The organism is Ensifer sp. CCNWLY38, assembly GCF_037120565.1.
GTDB classification, from domain to species: Bacteria; Pseudomonadota; Alphaproteobacteria; order Rhizobiales; family Rhizobiaceae; genus Ensifer; species Ensifer adhaerens_H.
Window position 1 is genome coordinate 291,827 of record NZ_JBBBBO010000002.1, and the last position, 17,538, is coordinate 309,364.

Sequence of the window (17,538 nt, forward strand, 5' to 3'; positions counted from 1 at the left end):
GGCCCAAGTCTTTGGGCCGAAGAGATACTTCGGCGCCGCGGACGCGGCGCTGCTGGATCCCTGTGACGGGGCACAGGGATGAGGGTGGAGAAGTCTTCGGCTCAGGCCCGCAAACCGCGGGTGATCGGCGGCTGGAATTCCGGCTGGCTGAGGCTCTGCAGCGTTTCCGGCGGTTGGCCGTCGATATGGCCGATGACCGCCTTTGCCAATTCGCGACCGGCAACGCGGATGTCCTCGTACATGGTCATCACCTCCGGACGAAGCCAGCGCAGGAAGTCGCTCGGGGACTTCGAAACCATGTCGCAGTCTTCGCCGAGTTTCTTCTTGGCCATTTCGAGGCCGGCGATCAGCGCGATCGCACCGGAGCCGCTGCCCGAGACGATACCGTCGGGCGCGTCCTCCGAGCGCATCAGCACCTCGAAGGCGTCGCGGATTTCGACCAGAGAATGGTCGATGTTGGTCTGGTGGAAGCCGATTGCATCGGCCTGGAAGTCGCGCAGGCCCCGCTCGAAGCCGGCGCGCATGTGCGAATAGAAGGTGAGGTGCGGCGGCGGCTCGAGCAGCACCAGGCGTCGCCGGCCGCGCGCGACCAGCTTGCGCACGGCCTCATAGGCGAAACGCTCATTGTCGAAGTCGTGATAGGGGTGGACGATGCCCATCTCGGTGCGGCCATGGGTGACGAAAGGCAGGCCGCGCTCGGTCAGAAGTGCCACGCGCGCATCGTGCGGCTCGGTGCGCGAGATGATCACGCCGTCGGCAGCACCGGTGTCGAGGATGTAGCGGATCGGCGCCAGCGCATCCTTGACGGCGCTATACGGTGTCACGACCAGATGATAGGGCGTCCCGCCGAGGATCTCGGTAATGCCGACGACCATCGGGCTGGTGATGCCCATGATCTCTTCTTCCAAGGTCAATACGAGACTGATGACATTGGTTTTGCCGGTTCTGAGGCGCACGCCGGCGCGGTTCGGCTGATAACCGATCTGCTTGGCGACGAGACGCACGCGCTCCTTGGTTTCCGCGCCGATGTCGGGTGCATCCTTCAGCGCCCGTGAAACAGTGGTGATGCCGAGGCCGGTCATGAAGGCGATCGACTTCAGCGTCGGTCGGCCGCCATCCGGCAGCGTTTGCGGCCTGTTCTTCGTCTTGCTGTCCATTGCCGTCACCCGCCCACTCTCTGCCCGCGCGCCGCCAGTTTTGCCCGCCCGGCGGCGAAACGCGTCGGTTCAGCCCTGTCCACTGCTGCCTGCCGCGTCACTTTATCGCCTTATATACGAAAAGCAGCGAGCGGCTATCCTGCTTTGGACCGATAAAATTGCTTCAAATCTGTAACGATACAGTTGCGATGTCGAGCGTTTTCGTTGCTGCACTGCGGAAGATGAAGCGGTCTGGTTGAATCGCACCTTGGAGCGTGTGCTTTCTGCACTTGCGAGATGATGATCTCCACAACGGCGCAGGGTACGCGATGAAATTATATAAATATCAGCTATATAGGTGAGACTTCTGCAAGAGGCGAAGGGGCAGGCGCCGGGCACAAAGCGCTTTGGATGTCCGCTGTCATCTGCACGCAATGGGTGTTTTCTAAGATTCTGTTTAAATCGATTGTAGTGGGTGTTGCGTCTTGTAATCGATTGCATTAAGTTTTTTACGGTAACGTTACAGTGAGGGAGGAGACTCATGAAATTACGTTCTTTCGCAGCCATGCTGGCGACCGCGGTGGCCCTGCCGCTCGGTGCGGCTCATGCTGCCGATCTTGAAGTGACCCATTGGTGGACGTCCGGCGGCGAGGCGGCGGCGGTCGCCGAGCTCGCCAAGGCCTTCGATGCGACGGGCAATCATTGGGTCGACGGCGCGATTGCCGGCTCCGGCGGCACCGCGCGGCCGATCATGATCAGCCGCATCACCGGCGGTGACCCGATGGGCGCCACGCAGTTCAACCACGGCCGGCAGGCCGAGGAGCTGGTTCAGGCCGGCCTGATGCGGGATCTCACCGATGTCGCGACCCGCGAGAAGTGGAAGGAGATCATCAAGCCGGCGAGCCTGCTCGATTCCTGCACCATCGACGGCAAGATCTATTGCGCCCCGGTCAACATCCACTCCTGGCAGTGGCTGTGGCTGTCGAACGCCGCCTTCAAGACGGCCGGCGTCGAGGTACCGAAGAACTGGGATGAATTCGTTGCCGCAGCACCCGCGCTCGAAAAGGCCGGTATCGTACCGCTCGCCGTCGGTGGCCAGCCCTGGCAGGCAGCCGGCGCGTTCGACGTGCTAATGGTGGCGATCGCCGGCAAGGACACCTTCCAGAAGGTCTTTGGCGACAAGGACGAGGAAGTCGCGGCCGGTCCGGAAATCGCCAAGGTCTTCAAGGCCGCTGACGATGCCCGCCGCATGTCCAAGGGCACCAACGTCCAGGACTGGAACCAGGCGACCAACATGGTCATCACCGGCAAGGCCGGCGGCCAGATCATGGGCGACTGGGCGCAGGGTGAATTCGCGCTCGCCGGCCAGAAGGCCGGAACGGATTACACCTGCCTTCCGGGTCTTGGCGTCAACGAGATCATTTCCACCGGTGGCGACGCCTTCTACTTCCCGCTGCTGAAGGACGAAGAAAAGTCCAAGGCGCAGGAAGCGCTGGCCTCGACGCTGCTCGATCCGAAGACCCAGGTCGCCTTCAATCTCAAGAAGGGTTCGCTGCCGGTGCGCGGTGACGTCGATCTGGCCGCTGCCAACGACTGCATGAAGAAGGGCCTGGACATCCTTGCCAAGGGCAACGTGATCCAGGGCACCGACCAGCTGCTTTCGGCCGACAGCCAGAAGCAGAAGGAGGATCTATTCTCCGAATTCTTCGCCAACTCGTCGATCACGCCGGAAGACGCACAGAAGCGTTTCGCCGACATCATCGCGAACGCGGAGTAACCGCAACTGCCTGATTGACCGGTCCCGCCGTAATGGCGTGGGCCGGCCAAGGCCTCCCTTTCGGTGCGGTGTGACCGCGCCGGTGGTCTGTGCGAACTCGGTTTCGCACAGCGCCTCGGGAGCGGTTGTCGCCCTGATGCGGCATGATGCCGGCGCGATCTCCGCGCGGTGCTGCCCATCGTCCGAAACCCAATGCAGTTCCGGAGGAACGAAACATGGCGGGTTACACTGAGGGTTCGGGCCGACCGAACCAGTGGCTGAGGAACCTGAACGCGAAGATTGCCTCCGTCCCGATGATCCTGACGGCCGTGGTGATTTTCCTCGGCGGCACGATCTGGACGGTCGTCTATTCCTTCACCAATTCCAAGCTCTTGCCGCGGCTATCCTTCGTCGGCCTCGATCAGTATGAGCGCCTCTGGGACGCGCCGCGCTGGCTGGTCTCGGTGCAGAACCTGGCGATCTACGGCATCTTCTCGCTGATCTTCAGCCTGGTCATCGGCTTCGTGCTGGCGGCTCTGATGGATCAGAAGATCCGCTTCGAAAACACCTTCCGCACCATCATGCTCTACCCCTTCGCCCTGTCCTTCATCGTGACGGGCCTGGTGTGGCAATGGCTGCTCAATCCGGAATTCGGCATCCAGTCGGTGGTGCGTTCGGCCGGCTGGGAGAGTTTCACCTTCGACCCGCTCTACAATGCCGACATCGTCATCTACGGCATCCTGATCGCCGCACTCTGGCAGGGCACTGGGCTCGTCATGTGCCTGATGCTTGCGGGGCTTCGCGGCATCGACGAGGACATCTGGAAGGCGGCGCGCGTCGACGGCATCCCGATGTGGAAGACCTACATCTTCGTCGTCATCCCGATGATGCGCGGCGTCTTCATCACCACGCTGGTCATCATCGCGAGCGGCATCGTCAAAGTCTACGACCTCGTGGTGGCGCAGACGAGCGGCGGTCCCGGCATCGCGTCGGAAGTGCCCGCCAAATATGTCTACGACTACATGTTCCAGGCGCAGAACCTCGGTCAGGGCTTCGCCGCTTCGACCATGATGCTGATCACCGTCGCCATCATCATCGTGCCTTGGGCCTATCTGGAATTCGGGGGAGGGCGCAAGCGTGTCTGATATCGTTGCTTTCAATTCGGTGGCTGACGAAGCCGCACCTCAGGCGCAGACGGACCGCGTTATTGCCGGCCCGCGTGGGCGCAAACCCCGCCGGGCGCTTTCGGGCCGTAACATCATGATCTACGGCACGCTGATCGTCGTGGCGCTCTACTACCTGCTGCCGCTCTATGTGATGGTCATGACCTCGCTCAAGGGCATGCCGGAAATCCGGCTCGGCAACATCTTCGCCCCGCCCGTCGAAATCACCTTCGAGCCCTGGGCGAAGGCCTGGGCCAGCGCCTGCACCGGGCTTAACTGCGACGGCCTTTCGCGCGGCTTCTGGAACTCGGTGCGCATCACCGTTCCCTCGACGATCGTTTCGATCGCGATCGCCTCGGTCAACGGCTATGCGCTTGCCAACTGGCGCTTCAAGGGGGCGGAGCTGTTCTTCACGATCCTGATCGTCGGCGCCTTCATTCCTTATCAAGTGATGATCTATCCGATCGTTATCGTGCTCCGGGAAATGGGCATCTACGGCACGCTGACCGGCCTCATCATCGTGCACACCATCTTCGGCATGCCGATCCTGACGCTGCTCTTCCGCAACTATTTCGCCGGGCTGCCGGAGGAACTGTTCAAGGCGGCGCGTGTCGATGGTGCCGGCTTCTGGACGATCTACTTCAGGATCATGCTGCCGATGTCGCTGCCGATCTTCGTGGTCGCGATGATCCTGCAGGTCACCGGCATCTGGAACGACTTCCTGTTCGGCGTCGTGTTCACCCGGCCGGAATACTACCCGATGACGGTTCAGCTCAACAACATCGTCAACTCGGTCCAGGGCGTGAAGGAATACAACGTCAACATGGCGGCGACGATCCTGACGGGTGCCGTGCCGCTCTTCGTCTACTTCGTCTCCGGACGGCTTTTTGTTCGCGGCATCGCCGCCGGCGCAGTGAAAGGGTAAGGACATGCAAAACGTCAGCGTATCGGTAAAGGACCTGTCGTTGAGCTTCGGTGCCGTCACTGTGCTCGACACGCTCAACCTCGACATCAAGGACGGCGAGTTCCTGGTGCTGCTCGGCTCGTCGGGCTGCGGCAAGTCAACCCTGCTCAACTGCATCGCCGGCCTGCTCGACGTCAGCGACGGGCAGATCTTCATCAAGAACAAGAACGTCACCTGGGAGGAACCGAAGGACCGCGGCATCGGCATGGTGTTCCAGTCCTACGCGCTCTATCCGCAGATGTCGGTGGAGAAGAACCTCTCCTTCGGGCTGCAGGTTGCGAAGGTCCCGAAGGAGGAGATCGACAAACGTGTGCGCCGCGCCTCCGAGATCCTGCAGATCCAGCCGCTCCTGAAGCGCAAGCCCTCGGAACTCTCCGGCGGCCAGCGCCAGCGGGTGGCGATCGGGCGGGCGCTGGTGCGCGATGTCGACGTGTTCCTCTTCGACGAGCCGCTCTCCAACCTCGACGCCAAGCTGCGCTCGGAGCTGCGCGTCGAGATCAAGCGGCTGCACCAGTCGCTGAAGAACACGATGATCTATGTCACCCACGACCAGATCGAGGCACTGACGCTGGCCGACCGTATCGCCGTGATGAAGAGCGGCGTGATCCAGCAGCTTGCCGACCCGATGACGATCTACAACGCGCCGGAAAACCTGTTCGTCGCCGGCTTCATCGGTTCGCCGTCGATGAACTTCTTCCGCGGCGAGCTGCAGCTTCGCGACCAGCGCGCCTACGTCCACGCCAACGACGTCGATTTCGACGTGTCCGCCTATCCGTCGCGAGCGCCGTTCGTGCATGGCCAGAAGGTCGTCCTCGGGTTACGGCCGGAACATGTGCGCGTCGACGAGGCGGCAAGCGGGGCTGCGGCCTCGCACCGGGCGGTGGTCGATATCGAGGAGCCGATGGGCGCCGACAATCTGTTGTGGCTGAAGCTCGCGGGGCAGTCGATGTCGGTGCGCATCGCCGGCCAGCGGCGCTATGCGCCGGGCACGGCGGTGACGCTCTCCTTCGACATGGCGGTTGCCTCGATCTTCGACGCGACGACCGAGAACCGACTCTAGCCGCATATCGCGCAAAAGTGTGAAGCGGTTTTGCGGAAACGATATGCGCGGAAGTAAAGAAATAAGGAGATGCCGGGCAGGGACCTCCGTCCGGCATCTCCCAGCAATGACAGCGCCGGCGCTCTGCCGGTCGATCGATGGAATACGACAATGCTCTCTGAGGACTACACCCGAACCGCCATCCGTCTCGACCTTTCGGGGGAATGGCAGCTCAGCTCCGTCGACAACAGCCATGCGCTGGCGATGGCTCTGCCGGGCGACGTGCACACGGCCTTGCAGAAAGCGGGCGTGATCAACGACCCCTATGTCGGCCGCAACGAAAACGACGTGCAGTGGGTGGCGCATAAGGACTGGGTGATCGAGCGAACGGTCACGGTCGCCGCCGACGAACTCGCGGGCTACTGGTATCTCGACCTCGAATGCCTTGATACTGTCGCCTCGGTCTTCGTCAACGACACGCTGGTGCTCGAAGCAGAGAATTGCTTCCGCCGCTATAGACCCGATGTTTCCCGCGCGCTCGTCGCCGGGGAGAACCGCATCCGCATCGTGCTGCATTCCTCGATCGCCGAAGGCGCGCGCCGGCAGGCCGAGCAGCCCTTCTACGTGCCTTACCATCCCGGCAATTCGCCGATCGCCAATGGCAACATGCTGCGCAAGCCCCAGTGCCATTTCGGCTGGGACTGGAACATCGCAATCGCGCCGCTCGGCGTCTATGGGGACATCGCGCTCTGCCGGCTGGAGATCGCCCGCATCGAGCATGTGACGACGAAGCAGGTCTGGCTTGAGGACGGTTCGGTCGACCTTCTGGTGACGGTGACGCTGTTTGCCGACGCGCCCGGCATCGTCCCCATACATTTTTCGCTCGACGAGGACCGCGAGCGGCTGGACTGCGCCGTCGGCAAAGGCGAGACGCGCATCACCCATGTTTTCACCGTTGCGAAACCGAAGCGCTGGTGGCCGGCGGGCAGCGGCGAGCAACATTTGTCAAAACTGACAGTCGAAGTGCCGCAGGAGCAGGCGAGCCGCCAGATCGGCTTCCGCACGATCGAGCTGCTGACCGACAAGGACGAGGCTGGCAGCCGCTTTGCCTTCCGCGTCAACGGCCGCGAGATCTTCTGCAAGGGTGCCAACTGGATCCCGGCCGATGCGCTGATGTCACGGGTGACGCCAGAGGGCGTCGAGGATCTGCTGACCTCGGCAGTGGACGCCAACATGAACATGATCCGGGTCTGGGGCGGCGGCTTCTACGAGCCGGACTGGTTCTACGATCTCTGCGATCGGCTCGGCCTTTTGGTCTGGCAGGATTTCATGTTCGCCTGCAATCTCTATTCCTCGATGCCCGATTTCCTGGAGAACGTCGCGTCCGAGGTGGATTACCAGGCCAAGCGCCTTTCGTCGCATCCGTCCATCGCGGTCTGGTGCGGCGACAACGAACTTGTCGGCGCGCTTACCTGGTTCGACGAGCCGCGCAAGGATCGCGACCGTTACCTCGTCTCCTACGACCGGCTGAACCGCACGATCGAGGTGGCGCTGAAGGCGGCGCTGCCCGAAGCGATCTGGTGGCCGTCGAGCCCGGCGTCCGGCTATCTCGATTTCGGCGACGCCTGGCATGCCGATGGCTCCGGCGACATGCACTACTGGTCGGTCTGGCACGAGAACAAGTCCTTCGACAATTACCGCACCGTGCGCCCGCGCTTCTGCTCGGAGTTCGGTTTCCAGTCCTACACGTCGATGCCGGTCATCCGGCAGTTCGCGGCGGAGAAGGACCTGAACATCGCGTCGCCTGTGATCGAGAGCCACCAGAAGAATGTCGGCGGCAACGAACGCATCGCCGGCACGATGTTCCGCTATTTCCGCTTCCCCAAGGATTTCCCGGCTTTCGTCTATCTCAGCCAGATCCAGCAGGGGCTGGCGATCCGCACCGCGGTCGACTACTGGCGCTCGCTGAAGCCCCATTGCATGGGCACGCTCTACTGGCAGCTCAACGACACCTGGCCGGTCGCCTCCTGGTCGAGCCTCGACTATGGCGGCAGCTGGAAGGCGATGCACTATATGGTCCGCCGGTTCTTCCAGCCGGTCTCGGTCGCGGCGATCCCATCGGCGGATGGCAGAGAGATCGCCTTCTCGATGGTCAACGACACGGCGGAGCCGGTGACGGTCGAGCTTCAGACCTTCCTGGTTTCTCTCGACGGGAAGCGCACGCCGTTGACGGCGGCCGCCGGCACCTGCAGCCCCGACCGGGCCGCCACGCTGGTGACAATTGCCGCATTCGACATTCCCGAAGGCGACCTGCTGTTCTGGAGCTTCGAGGCATCGAACGGCATGCGCGGCGAAGGGCACCACGTCAACGGCACCTACAAGGCGCTCGACCTTCAGCCATCTGGCCTGACGCTCGACGTCGCGCCGACAGGCGAGGGTGTGTTCGACGTCACGGTCAAGGCGAGCGGCCTGGCGCTGCATGTGATGATCGAGGCGGATGTCGCAGGGCGCTATTCCGACAACGCCTTTGATCTGCTGGCCGGCGAGACGAAAGTCGTTCGCTTCACGCCGAAGGTGCCGCTGGCAGCAGGCGAACGCCCGCGCTTTGCCGTCTTCGATCTCGAATCCTGCCAGGGGAAGGGTTGATCGCCATGAAACGCAGCCACGTCAACGGTATCATCGCCGAGAGCGATGCCTTCATGACGAGCTTCGGCTTCACGCTGCCGCCTTTTGCCTATTGGTCGCCGGAGCAGTTGAAGTCGCACGTTGCATCGGACAGCCCGACGATCTTCGAGGCCCGCCTCGGCTGGGACATTACCGACTACGGCAAGGGCCGCTTCGACCAGTTCGGGTTGGTGCTCTTCACACTGCGCAACGGCAATGCCGCCAATCTGAAAACCGGTCACGGCATGGTCTATGCCGAAAAGCTGATGATTACCGCCAAGGACCAGGTCAATCCGCTGCACCGCCATGCGGTGAAGACAGAGGACATCATCAATCGTGGCGGCGGGTCGCTGGTGGTGCAGATGTACAATTCGAAGCCTGATGGCAGCGTCGACGAGGAGAGCGACGTGGTCGTAGCTACCGATGCACGGCTGCGCACGCTGAAAGCCGGCGAACTGCTGAAGCTCAAGGCAGGCGAAAGCGTCACGCTTCTGCCCGGCAACTGGCACGCCTTCTGGGCCGAAGGCGCCGATGTGCTGATGGGCGAGGTTTCGACCGTCAACGACGATCTCACTGACAACTATTTCCGCGAGCCCGTCGGTCGCTTCTCGGCGATCGAGGCGGACGCGGCACCCACCCACCTGCTGGTGTCGGACTACGACACCTGGCTGAAGTGATCCCAACACAATCCCAAGACCCCCAGGACGAAATCGAGGAGGATTTCATGAAGGACGTCAGTTTCCAGCTTTATAGCGCCCGTAATTTCCCGCCTTTCGCCAATGTGCTCGAAGCGCTCGGGCAGGCCGGCTATAGCCAGGTCGAAGGTTATGGCGCGCTCTATGCGGCGCTCAGCGACGCCGAGATCGCCAGCTTCAAGGAAGGGCTCGACAGCAATGGTCTCGCCATGCCGACGGCGCACTTTGGCCTGGACATGCTCGAAAGCGATCCGGCCCGCGTGCTCGAAATCGCCAAGGCGCTCGGCATCAAGGCGATCTATTGCCCCTACCTGATGCCCGACCAGCGCCCGACGGATGCGGCCGGCTGGCGTGCCTTCGGCGAGCGGCTGCAGAAGGCCGGCAAGCCCTATCGCGACGCCGGGCTGATCTTTGGCTGGCACAACCACGACTTCGAGTTCTTTGCTCTTCCGGACGGCAGCATCCCGCAGGACCTGATCTTTGCAGGCGGACCGGATCTTTCCTGGGAAGCCGACATCGCCTGGATCATCCGCGGCGGCGCCGACCCGATCGCCTGGATCAAGAAATACGGCGACCGCATCACCGCCGTGCATGTGAAGGACATCGCGCCGACGGGCGAGAAGAAGGACGAGGACGGTTGGGCCGATGTCGGCGAGGGTACCGTCGACTGGAAGGGCCTGTTTGCGGCGCTTTCCGGCACCAAGGCCCGCTACTTCATCGCCGAGCACGACAATCCGAGCGATTTCAAGCGCTTCGCCAAGCGCTCGCTCGCCTCCATCCAATCCTATTGAGAAGCAGGTTCATCCATGACCAAGGAACTTGGCGTCGGCATCATCGGATGCGGCAATATCTCCACCACCTACTTCAAGCTCGCGCCGCTCTTTAAGGGCATCAAGGTTGTCGCCTGCGCCGACATCAACCCGGCAGCCGCCGAGGTGCGGGCGGCCGAATACGGCGTTAAGGCCCAGAGCATCGAGGCGCTGCTGGCCAATCCGGCTGTCGACATCGTCGTCAACCTGACGATCCCGGACGCGCACTATCCGGTCTCGAAGGCGATCCTCGAAGCCGGCAAGCATGTCTATTCGGAAAAGCCACTGGTGCTTTCGCTCGAGCAGGGCGAGGAACTCAAGGCGATCGCCAAGGCGAAGGGCCTCTCCGTCGGTTGCGCGCCGGATACCTTCCTCGGCGGCGCGCACCAGCTTGCCCGCAGCACCATCGATGCCGGCAAGATCGGCCGAGTGACCTCGGGCACCTGCCACGTCATGAGCCCGGGCATGGAGATGTGGCATCCGAACCCGGACTTCTTCTTCCTGCCCGGCGGCGGCCCGATCCTCGATCTCGGTCCCTATTACATTGCCAACCTGATCAACCTGATCGGACCAGTGAAGCGTGTGGCGGCTCTTGCCACGATGGCCAATCCGACCCGCACGATCACCAGCGAACCGCGCAAGGGCGAGGAAATCCCGGTCAAGACTCCGACCAACATCCACGCGCTGCTCGAATTTGCGAACGGCGCGACGATCACGCTGTCGGCGAGCTGGGATGTCTGGTCGCATCGCCATGCCAATATGGAGATCTATGGCACCGAAGGCTCGCTCTACGTGCCCGATCCGAATTTCTTCGGCGGCAAGGTCGAGGCCAGTGGGCGCGACAAGGATATCCAGCCGCTGGAGCCCTGGGATCATCCCTTCGGCATTGAGAACCAGGAACATCCGCAGGGACCGATGGCGAACTACCGCACCGCCGGCCTTGCCGACATGGCGCAGGCGATCCTCGAAGGCCGCGACGCCCGCTGCTCGCTCGACCGCGCGCTGCACGGCGTCGATGTCATGGTTTCGATCCTGAAATCCGGCGAGGAGGGTCGTTTCATCGAACTCTCCACCACCTGCACCCAGCCGGCCGGCCTCGGTATCGAGGAGGCAAGGGCGCTTCTGCGTGAGGTGGAAGAAGAGGTGTCCGTCGAACGAAGCGCCGCTGCCTCATAGCTGACCGCTCTTTTGTGACCAGGGGTTCACAACTACGCTCCCTGGTCATGAACACAGAAGGCTGGCTTTTGGGTAGGAGTGGCACCTATTCTCCCTCATCCTCGCCCTTGTGGCGGGGATCCAGCGACCCGACGTCCGTCGGGTCAAAAGACTTTTAAGCCCAAAGACTTGGGCTTGCTGGATTCCTGTGACAGGCACAGGAATGACGGAGGTTTTGGGTGGCGCCAAGCTTCCCTCGCGCGCTTTCGATGATAAGAGATGTCTTTGACAGCAGCTTGGGTTTCCGTACCGCGGAAACCCTTCTCCTTTAAGGGATGGTAGGTGCATGCCGCCATCCGGATACGGATCGCGGAGGATTGTGCGATGACCTGGCTACCGGCGGAAAACCGCTACGACACCATGAAGTATAACCGCGTCGGCCGCTCCGGCCTGAAGCTGCCGGCAATCTCGCTGGGGCTCTGGCACAATTTCGGCGGCGACACGGCCCATGACCGCAAGGTCGACATGTGCCGCACCGCGTTTGACCTCGGCATCACCCATTTCGACCTCGCCAACAATTACGGCCCGCCTCCGGGCTCGGCCGAGACTGCCTTCGGCGAAATCATGCGCACGGATTTCGCGCATCTGCGCGACGAGCTGATCATCTCGTCCAAGGCCGGCTATGACATGTGGGCCGGTCCCTACGGCGAATGGGGCAGCCGCAAGTACATGATCGCCTCCTGCGACCAGAGCCTGAAGCGCATGGGCCTCGACTATGTCGACATCTTCTATTCGCACCGCTTCGATCCGGACACGCCGCTCGAAGAAACCTGCGGCGCGCTCGACCATATCGTGCGTTCGGGCAGGGCGCTTTATGTCGGCATTTCCTCCTACAATTCGCAGCGCACCCGCGAAGCGGCCGCGATTCTGAAAGACCTCGGCACGCCGTGCCTCATTCACCAGCCGAGCTATTCGATGCTCAACCGCTGGGTCGAGGACGACGGTCTCATCCACACGCTCGAAGATCTCGGCATCGGCTCGATCGTGTTCTCGCCGCTTGCGCAGGGCATGCTGACGACCAAGTATCTGCAGGGCATTCCGACGGACAGCCGCGCGGCACAGAACCACTTCCTCAAGAAGGACTTCATCCGCCCGGAGATCATCGACAATATCCGCAAGCTCAACGGCATTGCCGAAAAGCGCGGCCAGACTCTGGCGCAGATGGCGCTTGCCTGGGTGCTGCGCAACGGCCGGATCACCTCGGCGCTGATCGGCGCCAGCCGCTCCGAACAGATCGTCGATTGCGTCAAGGCGCTGGAAAACGACACGTTCACGGCGGAGGAGCTGGCCGAGATCGATCTTTATGCGCGTGAGGCCGACATCAACCTCTGGGCATCGTCGGCCGAACGCTAATTTCGGCTGAAAACATTGATTTGCCTGCATTTTGGGCAAAATTGCCTGCTTTCCGGCGCATTAGACAAAAGTCGAATAGGTGCCGGAAAGCGCCTTCTGGACATGGTCCGGTGTTTCTGTAAGGTGCTGGAATGCCGGTCGATCGCGACGCCGATTTGCGTCGTTTCGGCAGGTTAACGAGGAGGAGCCACCGTCGTCCGGGAAGGGGCAGGGTGGATTGATGGGTGGTAGCGCTGATCGCGGCCGCCCTTTTGGCGAGAACTAGGGGAGGAACCATGGATCGCCGTTCATTTATCAAAAACGCAAGCCTCGGTGGCTTGGCCGCAGCGGGTGCTGCCGCGCTTGCAACGCCGGCCATTGCGCAGGCAAACCCCAAGATCAACTGGCGCCTGGCATCGTCGTTCCCGAAGTCGCTCGACACGATCTATGGCGGCGGTGAAGTGCTGGCGAAGCATGTGTCGGAAGCGACCGACGGCAACTTCCAGATTCAGGTCTTCGCCGCCGGCGAAATCGTCCCCGGCCTGCAGGCTGCTGACGCGGCGGCTGCCGGTACGGTCGAGGCTTGCCACACGGTTTCCTACTATTACTGGGGCAAGGACCCGACCTGGGCGCTTGGTGCCGCCGTTCCCTTCGCGCTCAATGCGCGCGGCATGAACGCCTGGCACTACCACGGCGGCGGTATCGATCTCTTCAACGAGTTCCTGGGAACCCAGGGCCTCGTCGGTTTCCCCAATGGTAATACCGGCGTGCAGATGGGCGGCTGGTTCCGCAAGGAGATCAAGACGGTCGCCGATATGCAGGGCCTGAAGATGCGCATCGGGGGCTTCGCCGGCAAGGTCGTCGAGAAGCTCGGCGTCGTGCCGCAGCAGATCGCCGGCGGCGACATCTATCCGGCGCTCGAAAAGGGCACCATCGACGCCGCCGAATGGGTCGGCCCCTATGACGACGAGAAGCTCGGCTTCTACAAGGTCGCGCCCTACTACTACTATCCCGGCTGGTGGGAAGGTGGCCCGACGGTCCACGCCATGTTCAACAAGGCGGCCTTCGACGGCTTGCCGAAGAACTACCAGTCGCTGCTGCGCACCGCCTGCCAGGCGACCGACGCGAACATGCTGCAGAAGTATGACTACCTGAACCCGTCGGCAATCAAGCGCCTGGTGGCTTCCGGTGCCAAGCTCAGCCCGTTCAGCGCCGAAATCCTGTCGGCCTGCTTCGACAAGGCGAACGAAGTCTATGCCGAAATGGAAGACTCGAACCCGACCTTCAAGAAGATCTGGGACTCGATCAAGGCCTTCCGCGGCGAATACTACCTCAACGCCCAGATCGCCGAATACAACTACGACACCTTCATGATGATCCAGCAGCGCGGCGGCAAGCTCTAAGCTTTCGCTGTTGCTGATGATTAAAGGCCGCTCGCAACGTCTGTTGCGGGCGGCTTTTTCGTTTCGGCCGGAGGCCGCCGGCGTCCCGACGACCCTGCATTTCTGATCCCTACGCATGCGCAGGAGGCGCGGCACGGCAGCGGTTTCGTGGTATGGTTGCGGCCTTGGATGGAAGGGAGAAGGTGCAATGCCAAGCGAAGGCCAATCGGTCGTGCTCCGCCCCGACGAGGGCCGTCGATACGACATGGGCGCCATACAGGCTGTCTTCAAAGCCGATGGTCCGGAAACCCTAGGCCGCTTTTCGATCTCGGAATGGTGGCTCGATGCCCGGCATGAAGGGCCCGGCGCTCACAAGCACGACGACAATGACGAAATCTTCTACGTCATCGAGGGCACCGCCAGCATCCTGGTCGGCGACACCTGGCACCAGATGGCCAAGGGCTCGCTCTGCGTCATCCCGCGCGGAACGATGCATGATTTCCGCAATGAGAGCGCATCGCGCATGGGTCTGCTCAACGTCTATGTCGGCGGCCCGTTCGAAGAGATGATGCCGATGATCGTCGACTGGTATCGAGACAATCCGGCGAAACGGCTGGAGTGAGTGGCATCGGTGGTCGAATACAGCAATCGCTCAGGTGGACGGACGGCACAAAGGGCTGCTCTTTGGCTGAAGTCAAAGTCGGAAGATGATCTCTCGGCGAGTGGGGTATTCCACTCCCCTCATCTTCGCCCTTGTGGCGGAGATCCAGCGAGCCGACGTCTGTCGGATCAAAGACTCTTTAAGCCCAAGGACTTGGGCTGACTGGATTCCTGTGACGAGCACGGGAATGAGGGAGGTTTTGGCAGGCACCAGCGCCTCTCGGCAAGCTTCCGATGATCGGATGCATCTTTTCGCCAAAATAGAAGGGCGGCCCTTTGCGGGGCCGCCCTCTGTCTGTCTGCCGGTCGCCCTACTTGAACGAAGGCGGCTGGCTGAGGTCGTTGGACGGAGCCGTCTGGGGCTGGGCGCCCGAGCCGCCGTTCTGATCGGCAGGCTTCTGGTCGAGCGGGCTGCCGCCTGGAAGCTGCAGGCCGCCGGGAAGGCCGAGGTCACCGCCATTGTCCGGCAGCGTCAGGCCGCCGCCCGGCGCAAAGCCCGGCACCTCGATCTTGATCGTGTTCGGATCGACGCCAGTGCCCGTTCCCTTGTAGTGCATGACCATTTGCGGGAACATGATCGTCAGCGCCACCATCACAATCTGGATGCCGACGAAGGGGACCGCACCCCAGTAGATCTGGCCTGTGGTGACAGGCTGGATCGTCTTGCCGGTGATCTTGTCCAGATAGGGCACCTTTGCCGCGACCGAGCGCAGATAGAAGAGCGCAAAGCCAAAGGGCGGGTGCATGAAGCTCGTCTGCATGTTGATGCCGAGCAGAACGCCGAACCAGATGAGGTCGATGCCGAGCTTGTCGGCGGCGGGCGCCAGGAGCGGCACGATGATGAAGGCGAGCTCGAAGAAATCCAGGAAGAAGGCCAGGAAGAAGACGAGCAGGTTGACGGCAATGAGGAAGCCGGTTTCGCCGCCCGGCATCGCCGTCAGCAGGTGTTCGACCCAGATGTGGCCGTTGACGCCATAGAAGGTGAGCGAGAAGACGCGCGCACCGATCAGGATGAACAGCACGAAGGCCGAAAGCCGGGTCGTTGCCGTGAGCGCCCCGCGCACCACGTCCATGTTGAGACGGCCCTTGGCGGCTGCCATGATCAGCGCACCGACGGCGCCCATCGCACCGCCTTCGGTCGGCGTCGCGATGCCGAGGAAGATGGTGCCGAGGACGAGGAAGATCAGCGCCAAGGGCGGGATCAGCACGATGATGACCTGCTGGGCAAGCCTCGACATTGCGTTGATCTTCAGACCGCGGTCGATAAGCGCGACGACGTAGATGACGATGACGCCGACGGTGCCGCCGAGGATGTCGGCATTCTCGCCCTGGGTCGGGTAGAGATAGACGTGGGCAGCATACGCGATGCCTACCGCCACCGCCAGCGCAACGGCGAGCGACGTGACGCCGGAACCGAGCGTGCGGGCTTCCAGCGGCAGGGCCGGCATCGAATCGCGCCGGATGAAGGTCATCAGCAGGATGTAGACCATGTAAAGGCCGGTCAGCACGAGGCCCGGGATCAGGGCGCCGGCGTACATGTCGCCGACCGAGCGGCCGAGCTGGTCGGCAAGAACGATCAGGACGAGCGATGGCGGGATGATCTGGGCAAGCGTACCCGAAGCCGCGATGACGCCCGAGGCGACCTTCCTGTCATAGCCGTAGCGCAGCATGATCGGCAGCGAGATCAGGCCCATGGCGATGACCGAGGCGGCAACGACACCGGTGGTGGCCGCGAGCAGCGCGCCGACGAAGATGACCGCATAGGCGAGACCACCGCGAATCGGGCCGAAGAGCTGGCCGACGGTGTCGAGCAGGTCTTCGGCCATGCCCGATTTCTCGAGCACGATCCCCATGAAAGTAAAGAAGGGGATGGCGAGCAATGTGTCGTTTGACATCACCCCCCAGAACCGGTCCGGCAGTGCATTGAGCAGCGGCCAGGAAAGATTGATCGAGTCCGACAGCGGCGCGAGCTCGACGCCGATGATGAAGAACAGCAGGCCGTTGGCGGCGAGCGAGAAGGCGACCGGGTATCCCAAGAGCAGGAACACGATCAGCGACGCGAACATGATCGGCGCCAGGTTTTCAGCAATGAATTCGATCATGGACGGGTCTCCGGAGACACAACATCGTCAAGCGGCGCATGGGTCGGCACATAGGGTGTCGGATCTTCCATGTTTCCGGTCATGATCGCGATCTTCTTGATGATTTCCGACACACCCTGGAAGGCGAGCAGCAGGAAGCCGACAAGCAGGATGGCCTTGGCCGGCCAGATGATCAGACCGCCGGCTGAGGAGGAGACTTCGCCCGAGATGTAGGACATCTTCACGTAGGGGAAGAGGTAATAAAGCACCAGGAGAACGAAGGGCATCAGGAACAGCAGGTGTCCGAGCAGATCGATCCAGTGCTGCACGCGGCGCGAGAACTGGCCGTAGACCACGTCGATGCGGATGTGCTCGTTCTGGCTCAGCGTGTAGGCGGCGGCAAACATGAAGGCGGCGCCGAACAGATACCACTGTGCCTCGAGCCAGGCGTTCGACGACATGTTGAAGATCTTGCGGATCACGGCGTTGCCGGCGCTGACGAGCACAGCCGCCAGGATCAGCCATGAAACGCTCTTTCCGATGAATTCCGTGATCGTGTCTATTAATCGGCTGAAGCCGAGCAAAGCTCTCATCGATTTCCTCCCCGCGATGGCTTTTTATGGTTGTTGTGCCAAGCACAGC

14 protein-coding genes are annotated in these 17,538 nt (G+C 62.2%); 11 read left to right on the forward strand and 3 right to left on the reverse strand.

Annotation, left to right across the window (positions count from 1 at the left end; genetic code table 11):
- Nucleotides 1-101 precede the first annotated feature (101 nt).
- Nucleotides 102-1,157 carry a LacI family transcriptional regulator gene (locus V7S54_RS05665; RefSeq protein ID WP_336408417.1) on the reverse strand — a complete coding sequence of 352 codons (1,056 nt, stop codon included), beginning with the start codon at nt 1,155-1,157 and terminating at the stop codon, nt 102-104.
- 520 nt (nt 1,158-1,677) lie between these two features.
- Between V7S54_RS05665 and V7S54_RS05670 the strand changes: the two genes are divergently transcribed.
- The 11 genes from V7S54_RS05670 (at nt 1,678) to V7S54_RS05720 (ending at nt 14,777) form a co-directional block, all read left to right on the forward strand.
- Entirely contained in the window at nt 1,678-2,913 is a 1,236-nt protein-coding gene (locus V7S54_RS05670) for an ABC transporter substrate-binding protein (RefSeq protein WP_065377091.1), read from the forward strand.
- Nucleotides 2,914-3,128: 215 nt separating this feature from the next.
- Nucleotides 3,129-4,037, forward strand: coding sequence for a carbohydrate ABC transporter permease (locus V7S54_RS05675; protein WP_065377090.1), 909 nt, complete (start codon nt 3,129-3,131; stop codon nt 4,035-4,037).
- Between the two features lie 115 nt (nt 4,038-4,152).
- Entirely contained in the window at nt 4,153-4,980 is an 828-nt protein-coding gene (locus tag V7S54_RS05680; RefSeq protein WP_210334467.1) for a carbohydrate ABC transporter permease, read from the forward strand.
- 4 nt (nt 4,981-4,984) lie between these two features.
- Entirely contained in the window at nt 4,985-6,079 is a 1,095-nt protein-coding gene (locus V7S54_RS05685) for an ABC transporter ATP-binding protein (protein WP_065377088.1), read from the forward strand.
- Nucleotides 6,080-6,229: 150 nt separating this feature from the next.
- Nucleotides 6,230-8,704 carry a beta-mannosidase gene (locus tag V7S54_RS05690; RefSeq protein WP_065377087.1) on the forward strand — a complete coding sequence of 825 codons (2,475 nt, stop codon included), beginning with the start codon at nt 6,230-6,232 and terminating at the stop codon, nt 8,702-8,704.
- A gap of 5 nt (nt 8,705-8,709) precedes the next feature.
- Entirely contained in the window at nt 8,710-9,399 is a 690-nt protein-coding gene (locus tag V7S54_RS05695; RefSeq protein ID WP_065377086.1) for a D-lyxose/D-mannose family sugar isomerase, read from the forward strand.
- Between the two features lie 47 nt (nt 9,400-9,446).
- Nucleotides 9,447-10,208: a sugar phosphate isomerase/epimerase family protein gene (locus V7S54_RS05700; RefSeq protein ID WP_065377085.1), complete on the forward strand. Its 762-nt coding sequence runs from the start codon at nt 9,447-9,449 to the stop codon at nt 10,206-10,208.
- A gap of 15 nt (nt 10,209-10,223) precedes the next feature.
- The gene (locus tag V7S54_RS05705; protein ID WP_336408416.1) at nt 10,224-11,402 is read left to right on the forward strand and encodes a Gfo/Idh/MocA family protein; all 1,179 of its coding nucleotides are present in this window, start codon (nt 10,224-10,226) and stop codon (nt 11,400-11,402) included.
- A 363-nt stretch (nt 11,403-11,765) separates the two neighbouring features.
- A complete protein-coding gene (mgrA, locus tag V7S54_RS05710) occupies nt 11,766-12,794 on the forward strand; it encodes an L-glyceraldehyde 3-phosphate reductase (RefSeq protein ID WP_065377083.1) in 1,029 nt (342 codons plus the stop codon).
- Between the two features lie 275 nt (nt 12,795-13,069).
- Entirely contained in the window at nt 13,070-14,176 is a 1,107-nt protein-coding gene (locus V7S54_RS05715) for a TRAP transporter substrate-binding protein (protein WP_057254265.1), read from the forward strand.
- A 187-nt stretch (nt 14,177-14,363) separates the two neighbouring features.
- On the forward strand, nt 14,364-14,777 hold the full coding sequence (locus tag V7S54_RS05720) for a cupin domain-containing protein (protein WP_065377082.1): 414 nt from the start codon (nt 14,364-14,366) through the stop codon (nt 14,775-14,777).
- 349 nt (nt 14,778-15,126) lie between these two features.
- Here V7S54_RS05720 and V7S54_RS05725 read toward each other — a convergent pair whose 3' ends face one another.
- A complete protein-coding gene (locus V7S54_RS05725; RefSeq protein ID WP_065377081.1) occupies nt 15,127-16,917 on the reverse strand; it encodes a TRAP transporter large permease in 1,791 nt (596 codons plus the stop codon).
- Nucleotides 16,914-17,489, reverse strand: coding sequence for a TRAP transporter small permease subunit (locus V7S54_RS05730; RefSeq protein WP_065377080.1), 576 nt, complete (start codon nt 17,487-17,489; stop codon nt 16,914-16,916). Before V7S54_RS05730 ends, V7S54_RS05725 begins: the two co-directional genes overlap by 4 nt.
- Nucleotides 17,490-17,538: the final 49 nt, after the last annotated feature.

Bases quoted from the DNA above. Each gene is read 5' to 3' on its own strand.
- V7S54_RS05730 (WP_065377080.1), bottom strand. From the start codon at position 17,489: ATGAGAGCTTTGCTCGGCTTCAGCCGATTAATAGACACGATCACGGAA.
- V7S54_RS05715 (WP_057254265.1), top strand. From the start codon at position 13,070: ATGGATCGCCGTTCATTTATCAAAAACGCAAGCCTCGGTGGCTTGGCC.
- V7S54_RS05685 (WP_065377088.1), top strand. From the start codon at position 4,985: ATGCAAAACGTCAGCGTATCGGTAAAGGACCTGTCGTTGAGCTTCGGT.
- V7S54_RS05705 (WP_336408416.1), top strand. From the start codon at position 10,224: ATGACCAAGGAACTTGGCGTCGGCATCATCGGATGCGGCAATATCTCC.
- V7S54_RS05690 (WP_065377087.1), top strand. From the start codon at position 6,230: ATGCTCTCTGAGGACTACACCCGAACCGCCATCCGTCTCGACCTTTCG.
- V7S54_RS05725 (WP_065377081.1), bottom strand. From the start codon at position 16,917: ATGATCGAATTCATTGCTGAAAACCTGGCGCCGATCATGTTCGCGTCG.
- V7S54_RS05675 (WP_065377090.1), top strand. From the start codon at position 3,129: ATGGCGGGTTACACTGAGGGTTCGGGCCGACCGAACCAGTGGCTGAGG.
- mgrA (WP_065377083.1), top strand. From the start codon at position 11,766: ATGACCTGGCTACCGGCGGAAAACCGCTACGACACCATGAAGTATAAC.
- V7S54_RS05720 (WP_065377082.1), top strand. From the start codon at position 14,364: ATGCCAAGCGAAGGCCAATCGGTCGTGCTCCGCCCCGACGAGGGCCGT.
- V7S54_RS05665 (WP_336408417.1), bottom strand. From the start codon at position 1,157: ATGGACAGCAAGACGAAGAACAGGCCGCAAACGCTGCCGGATGGCGGC.
- V7S54_RS05670 (WP_065377091.1), top strand. From the start codon at position 1,678: ATGAAATTACGTTCTTTCGCAGCCATGCTGGCGACCGCGGTGGCCCTG.
- V7S54_RS05700 (WP_065377085.1), top strand. From the start codon at position 9,447: ATGAAGGACGTCAGTTTCCAGCTTTATAGCGCCCGTAATTTCCCGCCT.
- V7S54_RS05680 (WP_210334467.1), top strand. From the start codon at position 4,153: ATGATCTACGGCACGCTGATCGTCGTGGCGCTCTACTACCTGCTGCCG.
- V7S54_RS05695 (WP_065377086.1), top strand. From the start codon at position 8,710: ATGAAACGCAGCCACGTCAACGGTATCATCGCCGAGAGCGATGCCTTC.